At 47.0% G+C, this 12,681-nt stretch carries 18 protein-coding genes; 9 read left to right on the forward strand and 9 right to left on the reverse strand.

Annotated elements, in window-relative coordinates:
* Positions 1-156, reverse strand: a complete 156-nt coding sequence (locus R6H26_RS02680) for a hypothetical protein (RefSeq protein WP_404788092.1) — start codon at positions 154-156, stop codon at positions 1-3.
* Positions 157-705: 549 nt separating this feature from the next.
* On the opposite strand from R6H26_RS02680, the gene R6H26_RS02685 reads away from it, so the two are divergent.
* Positions 706-1,017 carry a type II toxin-antitoxin system Phd/YefM family antitoxin gene (locus R6H26_RS02685; protein ID WP_404788094.1) on the forward strand — a complete coding sequence of 104 codons (312 nt, stop codon included), beginning with the start codon at positions 706-708 and terminating at the stop codon, positions 1,015-1,017.
* Positions 1,018-1,020: 3 nt separating this feature from the next.
* Positions 1,021-1,407 (forward strand): type II toxin-antitoxin system VapC family toxin, encoded by a 387-nt coding sequence (locus R6H26_RS02690; protein ID WP_404788096.1) that lies wholly within the window; start codon positions 1,021-1,023, stop codon positions 1,405-1,407.
* Positions 1,408-1,446: 39 nt separating this feature from the next.
* Here R6H26_RS02690 and R6H26_RS02695 read toward each other — a convergent pair whose 3' ends face one another.
* Positions 1,447-1,638 (reverse strand): hypothetical protein, encoded by a 192-nt coding sequence (locus R6H26_RS02695; RefSeq protein ID WP_404788098.1) that lies wholly within the window; start codon positions 1,636-1,638, stop codon positions 1,447-1,449.
* Between the two features lie 221 nt (positions 1,639-1,859).
* Between R6H26_RS02695 and R6H26_RS02700 the strand changes: the two genes are divergently transcribed.
* Complete coding sequence (locus tag R6H26_RS02700; protein WP_404788100.1) at positions 1,860-2,270, forward strand: hypothetical protein; 411 nt, start codon at positions 1,860-1,862, stop codon at positions 2,268-2,270.
* Between the two features lie 55 nt (positions 2,271-2,325).
* On the opposite strand, the gene R6H26_RS02705 is transcribed toward R6H26_RS02700, so the two are convergent.
* The 6 genes from R6H26_RS02705 to R6H26_RS02730 all read right to left on the reverse strand — a co-directional run bounded on the left by R6H26_RS02705 (position 2,326) and on the right by R6H26_RS02730 (position 5,676).
* The gene (locus R6H26_RS02705; RefSeq protein WP_404788101.1) at positions 2,326-2,496 is read right to left on the reverse strand and encodes a hypothetical protein; all 171 of its coding nucleotides are present in this window, start codon (positions 2,494-2,496) and stop codon (positions 2,326-2,328) included.
* The gene (locus R6H26_RS02710; RefSeq protein WP_404788103.1) at positions 2,490-2,792 is read right to left on the reverse strand and encodes a hypothetical protein; all 303 of its coding nucleotides are present in this window, start codon (positions 2,790-2,792) and stop codon (positions 2,490-2,492) included. The genes R6H26_RS02705 and R6H26_RS02710 overlap by 7 nt, the downstream gene beginning before the upstream one ends.
* 194 nt (positions 2,793-2,986) lie before the next feature.
* Positions 2,987-3,748: an enoyl-CoA hydratase/isomerase family protein gene (locus R6H26_RS02715; protein WP_404788105.1), complete on the reverse strand. Its 762-nt coding sequence runs from the start codon at positions 3,746-3,748 to the stop codon at positions 2,987-2,989.
* A 127-nt stretch (positions 3,749-3,875) separates the two neighbouring features.
* Positions 3,876-4,496, reverse strand: coding sequence for a Crp/Fnr family transcriptional regulator (locus R6H26_RS02720; RefSeq protein ID WP_404788107.1), 621 nt, complete (start codon positions 4,494-4,496; stop codon positions 3,876-3,878).
* Between the two features lie 54 nt (positions 4,497-4,550).
* Positions 4,551-4,946, reverse strand: coding sequence for a hypothetical protein (locus R6H26_RS02725; protein ID WP_404788109.1), 396 nt, complete (start codon positions 4,944-4,946; stop codon positions 4,551-4,553).
* A 352-nt stretch (positions 4,947-5,298) separates the two neighbouring features.
* Positions 5,299-5,676, reverse strand: a complete 378-nt coding sequence (locus R6H26_RS02730; protein WP_404788111.1) for a hypothetical protein — start codon at positions 5,674-5,676, stop codon at positions 5,299-5,301.
* 251 nt (positions 5,677-5,927) lie between these two features.
* On the opposite strand from R6H26_RS02730, the gene R6H26_RS02735 reads away from it, so the two are divergent.
* The 6 genes from R6H26_RS02735 (at position 5,928) to R6H26_RS02760 (ending at position 11,918) form a co-directional block, all read left to right on the forward strand.
* Positions 5,928-6,989, forward strand: coding sequence for a DMT family transporter (locus R6H26_RS02735; RefSeq protein WP_404788113.1), 1,062 nt, complete (start codon positions 5,928-5,930; stop codon positions 6,987-6,989).
* 167 nt (positions 6,990-7,156) lie between these two features.
* Complete coding sequence (locus tag R6H26_RS02740) at positions 7,157-8,734, forward strand: GMC oxidoreductase (protein WP_404788115.1); 1,578 nt, start codon at positions 7,157-7,159, stop codon at positions 8,732-8,734.
* Positions 8,735-8,809: 75 nt separating this feature from the next.
* Positions 8,810-9,673, forward strand: coding sequence for a hypothetical protein (locus R6H26_RS02745; RefSeq protein WP_404788117.1), 864 nt, complete (start codon positions 8,810-8,812; stop codon positions 9,671-9,673).
* Positions 9,674-9,751: 78 nt separating this feature from the next.
* Complete coding sequence (locus R6H26_RS02750) at positions 9,752-10,837, forward strand: VOC family protein (protein WP_404788119.1); 1,086 nt, start codon at positions 9,752-9,754, stop codon at positions 10,835-10,837.
* Between the two features lie 515 nt (positions 10,838-11,352).
* The gene (locus R6H26_RS02755; protein WP_404788121.1) at positions 11,353-11,619 is read left to right on the forward strand and encodes a type II toxin-antitoxin system ParD family antitoxin; all 267 of its coding nucleotides are present in this window, start codon (positions 11,353-11,355) and stop codon (positions 11,617-11,619) included.
* The gene (locus R6H26_RS02760; RefSeq protein WP_404788122.1) at positions 11,616-11,918 is read left to right on the forward strand and encodes a type II toxin-antitoxin system RelE/ParE family toxin; all 303 of its coding nucleotides are present in this window, start codon (positions 11,616-11,618) and stop codon (positions 11,916-11,918) included. Before R6H26_RS02755 ends, R6H26_RS02760 begins: the two co-directional genes overlap by 4 nt.
* A 233-nt stretch (positions 11,919-12,151) precedes the next feature.
* On the opposite strand, the gene R6H26_RS02765 is transcribed toward R6H26_RS02760, so the two are convergent.
* Entirely contained in the window at positions 12,152-12,481 is a 330-nt protein-coding gene (locus R6H26_RS02765) for a hypothetical protein (protein ID WP_404788124.1), read from the reverse strand.
* Between the last annotated feature and the right edge of the window lie 200 nt (positions 12,482-12,681).

The following is a 12,681-nucleotide window of genomic DNA, read 5'->3' on the forward strand; positions in this document are numbered from 1 at the left end:
TTAGGCTCCTCGATCGGGGGTTTCGCTGAGTTTGTCGATGTAGGTTAGGATGGCTTTTGCCCAAAAGCTGTCTTCAAGATAGTGCTTTGCTGTTTCTCCTAAACCAGCGTCCAAGGCTATCGATGCGCTCAGTAAATGAAAAACGTTGACCGTCACGCATTAGCTGCCGCCTGATCTGGAGTTGTCTAGCGGTCATACATTTGGCCTCGCTGCGCCTTTTTCCTTTTATTTTAGCTGGAGAAGGCGATCGCTGAATTTAGAGCTGGCGATCGCTGAATTCAGGAATTGTATTGAGTTTCGAGATGCCCCCACGAAACTAGAACGATCTATCTTCAGATTGAGTACGGGATTGCATTAGCTACCGTTTTTTAAATGAGAGGCGATCGCTGTCTTGATGGGGGTGGGAAGGCGATCGCGCTGAAAAAGTCTTTCAACAAATCTCAACATAGTTTTATTGCGCGATTGAAGCTTATTATTATAGCTTGCGCATAACGATTAAGCTCACTGGACGCAGATAAGCCAACAATTCCAAATTCATTTTGTGATTCTGAAGCGAGTAGGGTTGACATTGCCCACAACCATGTTTAAAAGTCACAAACCCGATCGTTCGCACCTCCAGAATCACCGGATCCTCATCGGTTGGGTGCAATGCATTCCTCCTCGTTGCTGCGAGAACAACATCCTACATCGCCTCGCAAAATCGCTATGATTGAGGTGGTAATTTCTCGACAAACTCAACCCATGACCCAAATCACCCTCAGCGAAGCTCAACAGCGCCTTCCCGAAATCATTTCAGGCCTCCAACCCGGCGAAGAAGTGCAAATCATTCAAGACGATCGCCCGATCGCCCGTCTTGTGATAGATGGTCTACGATCGATTGAAGGTCATCGGCCAACCCAGCATCACCCCCGAAGTCCTGGTCAATATGAAGGCAAATTCATTGTTCCAGACAATTTCAACGATCCCTTGCCCGATGATGTCCTGGAAGGGTTTCTCAATCCTGCCGATCTTCACTAATCCATGAGAGCCATACTCGATACCCATGCCATCCTCTGGTGGGTTACCAACAATCCCCAACTTTCTCAAACGGTTCGCGACATTATTGCTGATTCTGATAACACTCTCTATCTCAGCGTTGCCAGTAGTTGGGAAATTATCATTAAATTCAATACCGGGAAATTGCTACTTCCAGAGCCACCGACCCAATTCATCCAATCCTGCCTGAGTGTCAACCGCTTCGAGAGTTTGGCGATCGACCTACCCCATGTTTTCCAAATCAATACCCTGCCCGACCATCATAAAGATCCGTTCGATCGCATCCTCATCGCACAGGCTCAAGTCGAAAATATTCCGATTTTGACAGTGGATAGGATGATTATTGAGTATCCCGTGCAAACTATTTGGTAGCCACAAGGGTGGTGCCCAAAAAAACACACCTCGAACGATCTAAGTACTAATTTTATGCCCCAATAGGCAAGTATTCTGGCTGTGCTCCAACGCGATCGCCCGCCAGAGTTCTACCAAAACAATGCGATCGCCTGCTCCCATGGCAAGGGCGATCGCATTACCCAAGGGAAGGGCTTGATTGAAAGATGCGATCGCCGAGGGTTCTGTACTGATGTGTATTTCTAAACCCAAAACTGTAAGAGTGGTACTTGAACTCTAGCCACACTTATGCAGATTTCGGTCAATTCATCCTCAGAGGGGATATTCATCCCCCCAATCTCAAAATTTGACTCACTGCTCTTTTTGGATGCTTGTCTCTGCCTCAGCAATATTTATACTAATTCAAAGGATTTATTCAGCGCTTACTCATCTAGTACTCCTAGAGTGAAATCACTGAGATTGGTATATCCACCATGCAACACAAAGCCATAGCCCGAACTTTCTTAGCTAGCGTCGCGATTCTAAGTTTAAGCCTTCCCAGTATCGCCCTTGCTGGCCCAAACACCAAAACACGAGGGCCTCATGGAGCAGCCTATATAGATACCATGGATGCATCTTTTCCTGCGATGGCGGCTAAAGTTAAAATGACCGTAACCCCCTTCAACCTTGTTTTTCTTGGCTTCCAAGGCTTTTTCGCTAGCGAAAAGATCCCATCGGCATTAGGCTTTATTCAAGGTGCCAGAGATGGAAAGATCACCCCAGAAAAGCTCACGCAGGCCGCGATTAAAATGAATCGCCTTTCCCCAGATACGCTTCAAGACAAAGATTATCTGGATAGCGTCAGATCGGAGCTAGATACGATTGTTCGAACCAGTAATAATTAAAATCAGAAATAAGCTAGCAAGTGGATGTGTAAAAACATCCACTTGTTATGTGTTTTTAGCTCAGCATCTTACGGAAAATAATCTTGTCAACTCCAGCCGTGTAAAATTCTCGAATGCGTGCTTCCTCCTCATAACCACTCTTGCGGTAGAATTCCCGAACGTATTCAAAGTCCTCCGTTCCAGAGGTTTCCACCAGTAATACCCGTTCTCCCCGCTCGGTCAGCATCTGTTCGACATACCGCAGCAGAGACGTTCCGCGCCCTTGTCTCTGGCGAGAAGGATCACCGCAATCAGATACAAGTTCCATGTCCCCTCAGTCATTCGTTCTGGGGCAACGTATGCCATACCCACTGGTTCCGTATCGTAATCGGTAAACCAGAGGTCTTGAGTTTTATCCTTTTCGCTGAAGTGCCGATCGATCATTTGAGCAAGATACTCTGTTTGGCTTGGCTCGAACAGGCCACTCGCTTCTGCTAACGCGATTAACGCAGTGACGTCATTTAGGGTGGTTAATCTAATCATAATGTTTAGAAGCAGGGGAGCCAAAGAAAAGGGGCTTTCGCCCCATGTGTGGTGTGAGGAGTTTACAGGCACTCCTAAGAATCAGTTTAAAGATTAATGATTTAACTGAAATTAGAAGAACCTAAGTTTTTTATGAGAAAGGAATTTAAGCTGCGTTTAGAGGAGTCTTACCCATCTGTCAACAAATAGCCTGCTTAGGCATTGCGAAGATCGGTTGCAGTAATGCCCTCTAAAGCCAGACCATAGCCAATCCCTTCATTAACCAGCCGCTTAAGTCGTTGCGTCAAAGCAACACGGGTATATCGCAGCGTCAGTGTGGGCTGTTTGGCAAGTTGTCGTGCAAGTTCCCAAGCCCGCTCCATTAGCTTACTTTGCGGCAGCACTTCATTGACAACATTCAGGTCATAGGCTTGCTGAGCCGTAAGCGTTTCTTGAGTCAGCAAGAAATAGCGTCCGCGAGAAAGCCCAAGAGCCAACTGCCACAGTACATGTACGCCATCGCCCGGTACGATCCCTGCATTTAAATGAGGCATGTCTTGAAACGAGGCATTTTCCGAGGCCAGAATAATGTCCGTCGTCAGAATGTATTCGCTATGGAGTAAGGCTGCGCCATTGACAGCAGAGATGACTGGTACCTCGATATCCAATAGATTTTGCAGCACCTTCTTGCCTTCCCAAAAGGTCTTATCCCACTCGCGGGGATTGGTTACATCTCCCAGACTAGGGAAATCGATTTCAGCCATCCAAGCATCGCCCGTTCCCGTTAGAATTACAACGCGGTTATCTCGGTCTCGGCTAATGTCGTAAAATGCATCGGGAAACTCTCGATGCGTCTTTCCTGTGAAAATAAGCGAGCCATCATTTGTGTGCATTCTCACTTCTAGAATTCCATTATCATCTCGATAAAAATTTAGGTTCTCGTACTTGCTGAAATAGTCTGGTTGACTCGTCGTCATGATTTGCTCCGTTCTTCAACTTGACATGCGCTGCAAATATCCGCAGCTCAATCTATGCTTTTGGCTCAGAGACTGATTTGCTTGAAATCAAGTTTGAGATAATTCTTAACAGTGTGTGATTTTTAGATTAAGGTTGAGCTGATGCTTGAAGTAAGACGATTTGCCGTTTTTTGCGGCTAATGACACCCTCTTTTTGAAGCTGACTCAAAACGCGAGACAGTGCCTCCTGACTCAGCCCGATCTCTTCAGCGATATCCTTCAGCGATTGATTCAAATTGACGGTGTTTCCCTTCAGGTGGGCTTCAATTTCAAGATAATGCAGCACGCGATCGCGGGCAGAGCGAATACTCCGCAGTGCTAGCAAGACCTTTGCTTGATGGAATCTTCGGGCAAGCTGAGCGATGAGTCCTTCTGATAACTCTGGATGCTGGCGCAATGTTGAGAGAAAGGCTTGCTTCGGAAAAATAGCAATACGAGAAGGGACATCTGCGATCGCAGTGCAGTCATAAACCTCATTGAACAATGCTGCTTCAGCAAAACTCTCACCCGTCCTCACTTCATAATGCTTGATGGCTCGACCCGCTTCGGTATAGTGCATTAGGCCGATCTTGCCAGATATCGCTACAAAAATGGCTCTCGTGCAGTCACCTTGATGAAAAAGGGACTGACCAGCCGCCAAATTCTCGTAGGCGATCGCCATAGCTGTCTGGATATGGTCTGGAAGTTCGTCAATTTTCAAAAAAATCATAATCGAGAAGATCGTTTTTTGGCTCTGGGTTTTTGAGCGTAATTAATGAGAACATTAATGATTAGAAAGCTTTGCTTTAATTAGCTTGATCCCTAGAATGAATGAAAGGAATAGGATGCAACATAGGGCGGACAGCAAATTTTCTTGAAGCTTTGGCGATATAAATACAACAAACCCTTGTCCTTTAATCAAGGCAGAGAAGCTTGAGACACAGAAGGGCATGAGATATAGCCGAAACGTTTGCCAACGATCGCTTTCACCTGAATTTCCAGAAGAAACGCTTAATAAAAGACCTGTGCCAATTACAGCACTAATACCAATTGAGTTCAGCCATATTTTAATTGAAGGATCGAAGTAAAAATAAACTATCGCAATATACCAAATGAGATAGCACCAAAGAATTGCCTTGTCTATTTTTATTTCGTAAAAATATTGGATTAATCCTTTCATGAATCCATTGAGCTTTGTAAAACTTTATCTTAATGTAAATCCCAGAAAGAGGGATGGCGAGGAATATAGAAACGGCTTCTTCAGAACCAACCATAAGTGTCAGGTTGTGGATTGCATCGCCTTAATTTTTAGATTTATCCATAGAACCAACGGGAGGCTGAACGGTACAGGGCTTTTGATTGCACTGAAGCTCGTAAAGCCTCTGCACATAGGGTTCCTGCCAATGAAGTGGAACCTCCCGCAAAGACTGTGTCCCGGTGATGCCCTGACCGATAAACAGAAATTTTATCCCCCTGTCCTATGTAACGCCCACGTCAGGGGGATGCCTTGAAATCTTGCTTGGAAGCTGCGATTACTTCACTTCAGCGGCAGCAAACTTGGTGATTTTGCCTTGCTTGACCGCAACAATGACATCGAAAGTGGTGCACAGAGAAATGGTGGTGTTGTCCTTTTTGCTATACAGGTTAACCACCATGCCTGCGCCACCGGGCTGAATTCCGATGGGAGTTAAATCCTTAACATATAGCTTGCGTGCTAAATCTGCACTGCCTGGCTTACCCTTGATTGCGGTAAGCTGAGCGATTTTTTGTTGACTGGTCTCACTAGCGGCAATTTTGACTTGTTGAGCAGATGCCTGAACTAGAGAAGGGTTAATGGCCTTGAGGGGTACATCCCAGACCGTTACTAAACCGAGTAAAGCAACAGTAGTTAAGGCAGAAGTAAATTTCATGTTTTGTTCTCCGAAGGTAGCGACTGTTCACATACTGCTGTGAGGTGCTGAAGTGCATCTGAAGTTAAACCAGGAGTTGTCTTAATTTATGGCGTTAGGAAGCTCAGTCCTAACTTATCTGGTTCTCAGAAAAGTGTGGTGTAGTTAAATTTTGTCTAGCTTAGGGTTCTCTCCGTGAATTCTGCTCTAAAGCCTGACTTGGAATCCTACGCTAAGACAGAGGGACTGTATTCTTTACTTCGGACTGCGCTATGGTGACTCAACTCAAACAACCCCATTCGTTCTTCCGCAAGATTCCAGGGCAAGCCTTTCTCTGGGCTGCTGTCACAATTTTTGGGGCATCAAGCGCCGTGACGCGGCGGCTCACAGAAATTGGCGCGCAGCACTTCATGGGTGGGAGCAATCCCATTTCGCTATGCAATGTTTTATTTGTTGGCAATCTTTGTGCCCTATTCGTATTGGTGACGATCCACTGGCGACAACTCGATCGATCGACCTTAGGACGACTATCGCGCAAAGAATGGACAGGCTTGCTCCTCGTGGCTTTTTTGTCGGGTGCACTTGCCCCTGGCTTGATTTTTCAGGCGCTTTCGCAAACGGCAGTCAACAACGTTGTGTTGGTTGGGCGGCTAGAACCGCCGCTGACGCTGGCGCTATCGGTCTGGCTGTTGCGGGAACGGGTGAATGTTTGGGAGGTGATGGGGGCGATCGCAGCCTTCATCGGCGTAACCCTAACGATCGTCCTTCAGCCGCCCACTGCAGCCATGATGACAATGGGTCATTTTGGGATTGGAGTGGGGGAACTACTTGCCGCAGTGGGGGCGGTTGCCTTATCTGTCTCAGCGATCGTTGGCAGGGAACGACTTAAGCGTGTCTCTTTAGGTCTTTTTAGCATCGTTCGTACTGCTTTAGGGACAGTCATTTTCTTTTGCTTAGCGCTGATTCTCTACGGACGAGATCACTTTATGGGCGTGCTTTCGCCGTTTTTGTGGCAGTGGATGCTGTTGTACGGTGCCGTGATTGTGGTGGTGGGTCAGTCTTTCTGGCTGACGGGGTTACGGTCTTCTAACCTTTCAATTGCTGCCTCGATCGCCTCGTTTACGCCAATCGCCGCTATCTTGGCGTCCTATTTTATCTTGGGGGAAGCGCCAACACAGGCTCAGTATATTGGCGGTAGCGTTATTGTGTTGGGCATTTTTCTGGGGCAAGTTGGCATTCAGCGCCGGAACCTTACTCAAGGACGGTTAAGTAACACGATCTCTACTTCCGTCCTACAAGCAGTTGAAACTCAGATGGGATTTAAAGGAATCTGAATATAGAAAATTTCACTCAAATTGCTTAACCTTCGATATTGTCAATATTTTCTCAGCAAGGTATCAGAGTTTTTCTAGACTTTTTTCAGGCATTCATCATGCCTGACCCAGCTTTGGCAAATAGATTGTTGGTAGATAGCTAATCCCGAAGCGGTTGGAGCAATTCTATGGCAGCTAACCATTACGATCTCATCATTATCGGTACAGGGGCTGGCGGCGGTACCCTCGCCTATAGCATAGCGCAAAGGGGTAAAAAGATTTTAATTTTGGAACGTGGGTCGTTCTTGCCGAGAGAAAAAGATAATTGGAACACTAAGGTTGTGTTTAATAGCGATCGCTACCATAATCCTGAAGTTTGGTATGACAAAAACGGTAGCGAGCTGCACCCCGGCATGAGCTACTGTGTTGGCGGCAATACTAAGGTCTATGGTGCAGCGCTGTTTCGCCTGCGGGAGAAAGATTTTGAAGCTTACCCACATAAAGATGGCATCTCCCCAGCATGGCCCTTGAAGTATAAAGATTTTGAACCCTATTACATCCAAGCTGAAAAGCTCTATCAGGTCCATGGCAAGGGCGGAGAAGATCCGACTGAACCGTTCCGCAGCGAGGAATATGCCTATCCCGCCGTGAGCCATGAACCTCGCATTCAGGAAGTTTCAGATATTCTCAAATCTAAAGGGCTGAACCCCTATCACACCCCCGTCGGTATTCGCCTCAACGAAGCCCAACAGTACTTGAGCGAATGTATTCGTTGCAATACCTGCGACGGTTTTCCTTGCCTAGTTCGAGCCAAATCCGATGCTGAGGTCAGTGCTGTGCGCCCCATTATGGGGCAAAACAATGTGACGCTACTGACCGAGGCCAAGGTACTAAAGCTTCACACCAATCCTTCAGGGCGAGAAATCTCCAGCGTGGAAGTTGAAATCCGCAATCCTGAGTCGGGACGGGCTGAGATTCAGGCCTTTTCTGGGGATATCGTGGCGATCGCCTGCGGGGCCGTCAACTCCTCTGTACTGCTGCTCAAATCCGCTAACGAGAAACATCCCAATGGTCTAGCGAACAGTTCCGGCTTGGTGGGGCGCAATTTTATGAAGCATGTGTTGGGTTCTATCATTGGTGTGAGCAAAAAGCCAAATCCGACATCCTTTCAGAAAACCCTATCTATCAACGATTTTTATTGGGGGGAGGAGGGTTACGACTATCCCCTCGGCCAAATCCAAACCCTCGGGAAGGTAAGCAAGGAAGCCTTAGAAGGCAATGCCGAAGCTTACTCGCCGCTTACCCCTGAAGAAGTCGCCAGCCATTCGATTGACTGGTGGTTGACGGTGGAGGATCTGCCCGACCCGAATAACCAGATTCGCATTGATGGCGACAAAATTATTGTCGATTACACCGAAAATAATTCCGAACCCTACGATCGCCTCGAACAACGTTGGATTGAAATTCTCAAGTCTATCGAATGCGGGCAGGACATTATGCCCAATTGTTCCTACTTTGTGGGCGCTGGTAAAACCTATACGGGCAGATTACCGCTGGATGGGGTAGGGCATCAGGTCGGTACCTGTCGTTTTGGCGAAGATCCAACCACATCAGTCTTAGACCTAAACTGCCGCACCCACGATATCGATAACCTCTATGTGGTGGATGGTAGCTTCTTCTGCTCCAGTGGAGCCGTGAATCCCACATTGACCATTATTGCCAATGCGTTGCGCGTCGGCGATCGCCTCATCGAGCGGATGACATAAGCTCAGATATCCGCGTACTCTTGCTTCTGCAATCCGCTCATCAACACCAAAAAATCCTTAACCATAAATATTGTAATGAATACCACTTGGCAAATTTTAGACACAATCAATACCAAAGATTTTACTGAAGCTAGACTGCAATTGCACTATGGAATTCAGTTTATTGCTGCAACGGGTTCGGCTCTGGCTGAACCGTTGCCAGACTTCAGCCATACCAGTCTTCATTGGAATTCTGATTTAAATGTGTTCATCGGCGCACCCATGGTGACTGCCAGACCGTTTCGGGTTGCACTGGATCCGATCTCGCTCACCTCAATTTTGCTCGACAAACACGGCGAAACGATTTCAGTATTTCCGCTGCATCAAAAAACACTCGCGGAGGGAATAGCTTGGCTAAAGGGTGAGGTTTCTCAATTGGGTGGCGATGCCAGCAAGATTGAATTGTTGTCCTATCCAGAGGATTTTCCCGATCATGCGATCGCCCACGGTACTCCCTTTAATGTCGGCAAAGCAGAAGCTGAACGACAGGAACTTTCACGTTATTACGCCAACACCCAGCTTGTCTTGCAGAAAATTGTAGCGGATATTGAAGACGTCTCTCCCATCCATATTTGGCCGCACCACTTCGACATGGCAACTTTGATTTTCATGCCCATCCAAAAGAAAGGCGAGCCAAGCACCATAGGCGTGGGGCTTTCTCCTGGAGATACCAATTATGCGGAGCCGTACTGGTATGTATCTCCCTATCCTTATCCTGCCCCAGAGAATTTACCGTTACTGGATGGCGATGGGTTCTGGCATACCCAAGGATGGTTGGGCGGCGTTTTGCCTGCCTCTCGACTGACGCAGGATTCGGGTGAAGCTCAAGTCAAGCAAGTTAAATCTTTTTTACAGTCTGCGATTGATGCGTCAAAACAATTGCTACAAGCTTCAGCGTAGATCGCAAATTGTAAAATTCCAGAGAATGTCGAAAAGTCAAATTCAAGTAAAGCTTTAATCAGTCAACCCCAAACCCCTATGAAACAGCGATTAGCCCGAAGACTAGCCAGCCTCGTGCTGTCCGTAGGCGCATGGGTTAGTGTTGGTGTAACTCACAATCCAGCATACCCGCAGCACCTTCAGCTCCACAATCAAACCTCAGTTCTGGCTCAAGCGCAAACTCAGTCTGCGGTCACTGCGATTGAATCCGTGGGAATGACGGTCGCCGATATGGATAAATCGATCGCCTTTTACTCCCAGGTTCTATCCTTCCAGAAAGTCTCCGATGTCGAAGTGTTAGGAACTGAATACGAGCAACTCCAAGGACTCTTCGGCGTGCGTTTGAGAGTGGTCAAGATGCAGTTAGGCAGCGAGTCGATCGAACTCACGGAGTACTTGACGCCCAAGGGCAAACCCTTCCCTATCGATTCGCGCAGCAACGATCGCTGGTTTCAGCACATTGCGATTGTAACGAGCGATATGGATAAGGCTTATCAGCGTTTGCGGTCTTTCAAAGTACAACATGCTTCTACGGCTCCTCAAACCATTCCCGCCTCAAATAAAGCCGCTGCCGGGATTCGGGCGTTCTACTTCCGCGATCCTGATGGTCATTATCTGGAAACAATTTATTTCCCATCTGGTAAGGGCGATCCGAAATGGCAGAAACCCGCCAATCAACTCTTTTTGGGGATCGATCATACTGCGATCGTCGTTTCTAACACCGCAGCCAGCTTAAAGTTTTACCGCGATGTACTGGGGCTGAAATTAGCTGGGGAAAGCATGAACTTTGGCACAGAGCAAGAGCATCTTAATAATGTGCAAGGGGCACGATTGCGCATCAGCGGATTGAGAGCACCGATTGGCCCTGGCATTGAGTTTTTGGAGTATTTGCAGCCCAAAGATGGAAGACCTTTGCCTCCCGATGCGAAATCTAATGATGTCTTGCATTGGCAAATAACCTTGGTGGTGAAGGATGCCGATGCGGCGGCTCAAACATTACGACTCAATCAGGTTTTATTTATTTCTCCAGAGGTTGTGGCCATTCCTGGGCAAAAACTGGGTTTCAAAAAAGGCTTTTTAGTGAGAGATCCCGATGGTCATCCGATGCGGATTGTGGAAAAGTAACCGATTCGGAAGGTAGCAAATCAGTCGTCTATGACTATTTAGTTGAGCAAAAGTAGCCCAGCGATTGAAATCGTGGCTACAGGAACAAAATCTGCCTCCGCAGGTTAAATCCAGAGTATTGTTAGTCCGCGCTTGCGTAGCAGCTGTTAGGCTTAGGCGGATATCGTTCTTGTAGCTGCGTTGGCGTAGCCTGTCCCTAGGACTTATTTAATCGCCAGATTCCAAAGTGGGATGCTCTCGCCGACTAGGCTACAGCTAGTACTTGATGCTTCCTTCGATCGGACATCTGGCGATCGCACTGTCCATCATTGCAATAGTCTGTGTCGCCGTTGTTGGTTCTAGGCGATCGCTATTTTTTGTAGTATTCAAAGGGTTTTGTAGGATGGTTGTCGCAGAAGTTTAAGCTGGATCGAAGATGGCTTGCAAGGGGGGCGGTCAAATTGGCATAATATTAATGAAGTCTGCACTCTGGTATTCATTGGTGTATTTCACGACTGGAAATCCTCTAAAACATCATGAGCATTACATTAACTTCCGAACAAGAGAAATTAGTTCAAAATCTATTATCAACTAGACATTACCAAAAGTCAGAAGACGTGATTCAAGCTGCCTTGAATTTACTTGAAGAATATGGCGTTCAGTACGAACAGTGGGTCAACGAGACACGGAAAAAAGTTGAGGTTGGCCTACAGGAACTGGAGCGAGGAGAAGGAATTGAACTCGATGTTGTAATGGAGCAACTGAAGACCAAAGTTCAGAATGCACGCGAACAAACGTTATGAACCGTCGCTGCATTATTGCGCCAACAGCGAGTAAAGATTTGGCAAAAATTCTCGATTACTTTTTGGCCAAAAATGTAGAAGCAGGCGATAAATTTGCCATTAAATTTGAACAAAAATGTCGGTATTTGGCGATGTTTCCCATGATGGGGAGAAGCTACCCTGAACTAGGGTCGAGCTTACGGGGTATTCCACTAGATGACTATGTCATTTTCTATGCCGTAACCGATCTCTGCATTGAAATTGTCCGGGTTGTTAGCGGTTATCAGGACTTGCGATCGCTATTTCCGATAGAAGAATAAATACCTGGTAGCCTTACCCTACTCATTCAAATCCGAAGATGATGCGTATGATGCAGTCTAAGTTCTGTTAGTTAGAGCCAGATGGGCACATGATGCGATTGGTAGAAAATAGCCTAGCGACAATAACAACCTGGAAGCGGAGACACAAAAAATGGGTCTAACCGGAAGCCATCTACTAACGGTTAGACCACTGTTAAACTCACTCATCTCTAGCCAAAACGTGGTTTCGCTCGCTAATCAGCAATTTGAGCCGCACCGTGGCTACCAACCGTAACCAACTTTGGAAAGGAATGGGCTTTTGCCATTGGCTTTGTCTCAGTAGACTCACTGACGATGTGAGCGGCACCGCCAGGGCCACGGGTAACTAATTTAGGGGCATCGTGGCTGGGTGCTGTAGGGAGAACGGTTGCACCGAGGGGAACTTCATCGACAATTGAGGTAGCACCGTGGGGGCCACGAATGACAAGCATAGGCTGAGCAGAAGCGGCGTGACCAGTAACGCCTAGGCTAAGAACCGTAACGGTAGCAAAAACTGCATTGGTAAAAACTTTGGTGTTTAACATGGTGTATTGCTCCTTTTTCGATAATTTCACTTTAGGGGCGGAGTCTGAAGGCCAAATGATGGGATTCTGTGCGCGAGCAAGAATATTACTGAATCTAGAGTTAGCGTTTTCTGAGAAGACTGAGTGGCTATGCTCAAACGCTTAATGGGATTGTTGTCGCTGAATTTTGCGACTAAAGCGATCGCCTTGTCCATAGAGAT

Source organism: Altericista sp. CCNU0014, assembly GCF_044923475.1.
Taxonomy (GTDB): Bacteria; Cyanobacteriota; Cyanobacteriia; order Thermosynechococcales; family Thermosynechococcaceae; genus JAAURS01.

Coding starts and splice junctions, on each gene's coding strand:
- R6H26_RS02710 (WP_404788103.1), bottom strand. CDS start 2,792: ATGATTAGATTAACCACCCTAAATGACGTCACTGCGTTAATCGCGTTA.
- R6H26_RS02750 (WP_404788119.1), top strand. CDS start 9,752: ATGAAACAGCGATTAGCCCGAAGACTAGCCAGCCTCGTGCTGTCCGTA.
- R6H26_RS02720 (WP_404788107.1), bottom strand. CDS start 4,496: ATGATTTTTTTGAAAATTGACGAACTTCCAGACCATATCCAGACAGCT.
- R6H26_RS02760 (WP_404788122.1), top strand. CDS start 11,616: ATGAACCGTCGCTGCATTATTGCGCCAACAGCGAGTAAAGATTTGGCA.
- R6H26_RS02765 (WP_404788124.1), bottom strand. CDS start 12,481: ATGTTAAACACCAAAGTTTTTACCAATGCAGTTTTTGCTACCGTTACG.
- R6H26_RS02715 (WP_404788105.1), bottom strand. CDS start 3,748: ATGACGACGAGTCAACCAGACTATTTCAGCAAGTACGAGAACCTAAAT.
- R6H26_RS02700 (WP_404788100.1), top strand. CDS start 1,860: ATGCAACACAAAGCCATAGCCCGAACTTTCTTAGCTAGCGTCGCGATT.
- R6H26_RS02755 (WP_404788121.1), top strand. CDS start 11,353: ATGAGCATTACATTAACTTCCGAACAAGAGAAATTAGTTCAAAATCTA.
- R6H26_RS02690 (WP_404788096.1), top strand. CDS start 1,021: ATGAGAGCCATACTCGATACCCATGCCATCCTCTGGTGGGTTACCAAC.
- R6H26_RS02685 (WP_404788094.1), top strand. CDS start 706: ATGATTGAGGTGGTAATTTCTCGACAAACTCAACCCATGACCCAAATC.
- R6H26_RS02705 (WP_404788101.1), bottom strand. CDS start 2,496: ATGCTGACCGAGCGGGGAGAACGGGTATTACTGGTGGAAACCTCTGGA.
- R6H26_RS02740 (WP_404788115.1), top strand. CDS start 7,157: ATGGCAGCTAACCATTACGATCTCATCATTATCGGTACAGGGGCTGGC.
- R6H26_RS02725 (WP_404788109.1), bottom strand. CDS start 4,946: ATGAAAGGATTAATCCAATATTTTTACGAAATAAAAATAGACAAGGCA.
- R6H26_RS02730 (WP_404788111.1), bottom strand. CDS start 5,676: ATGAAATTTACTTCTGCCTTAACTACTGTTGCTTTACTCGGTTTAGTA.
- R6H26_RS02735 (WP_404788113.1), top strand. CDS start 5,928: ATGGTGACTCAACTCAAACAACCCCATTCGTTCTTCCGCAAGATTCCA.
- R6H26_RS02745 (WP_404788117.1), top strand. CDS start 8,810: ATGAATACCACTTGGCAAATTTTAGACACAATCAATACCAAAGATTTT.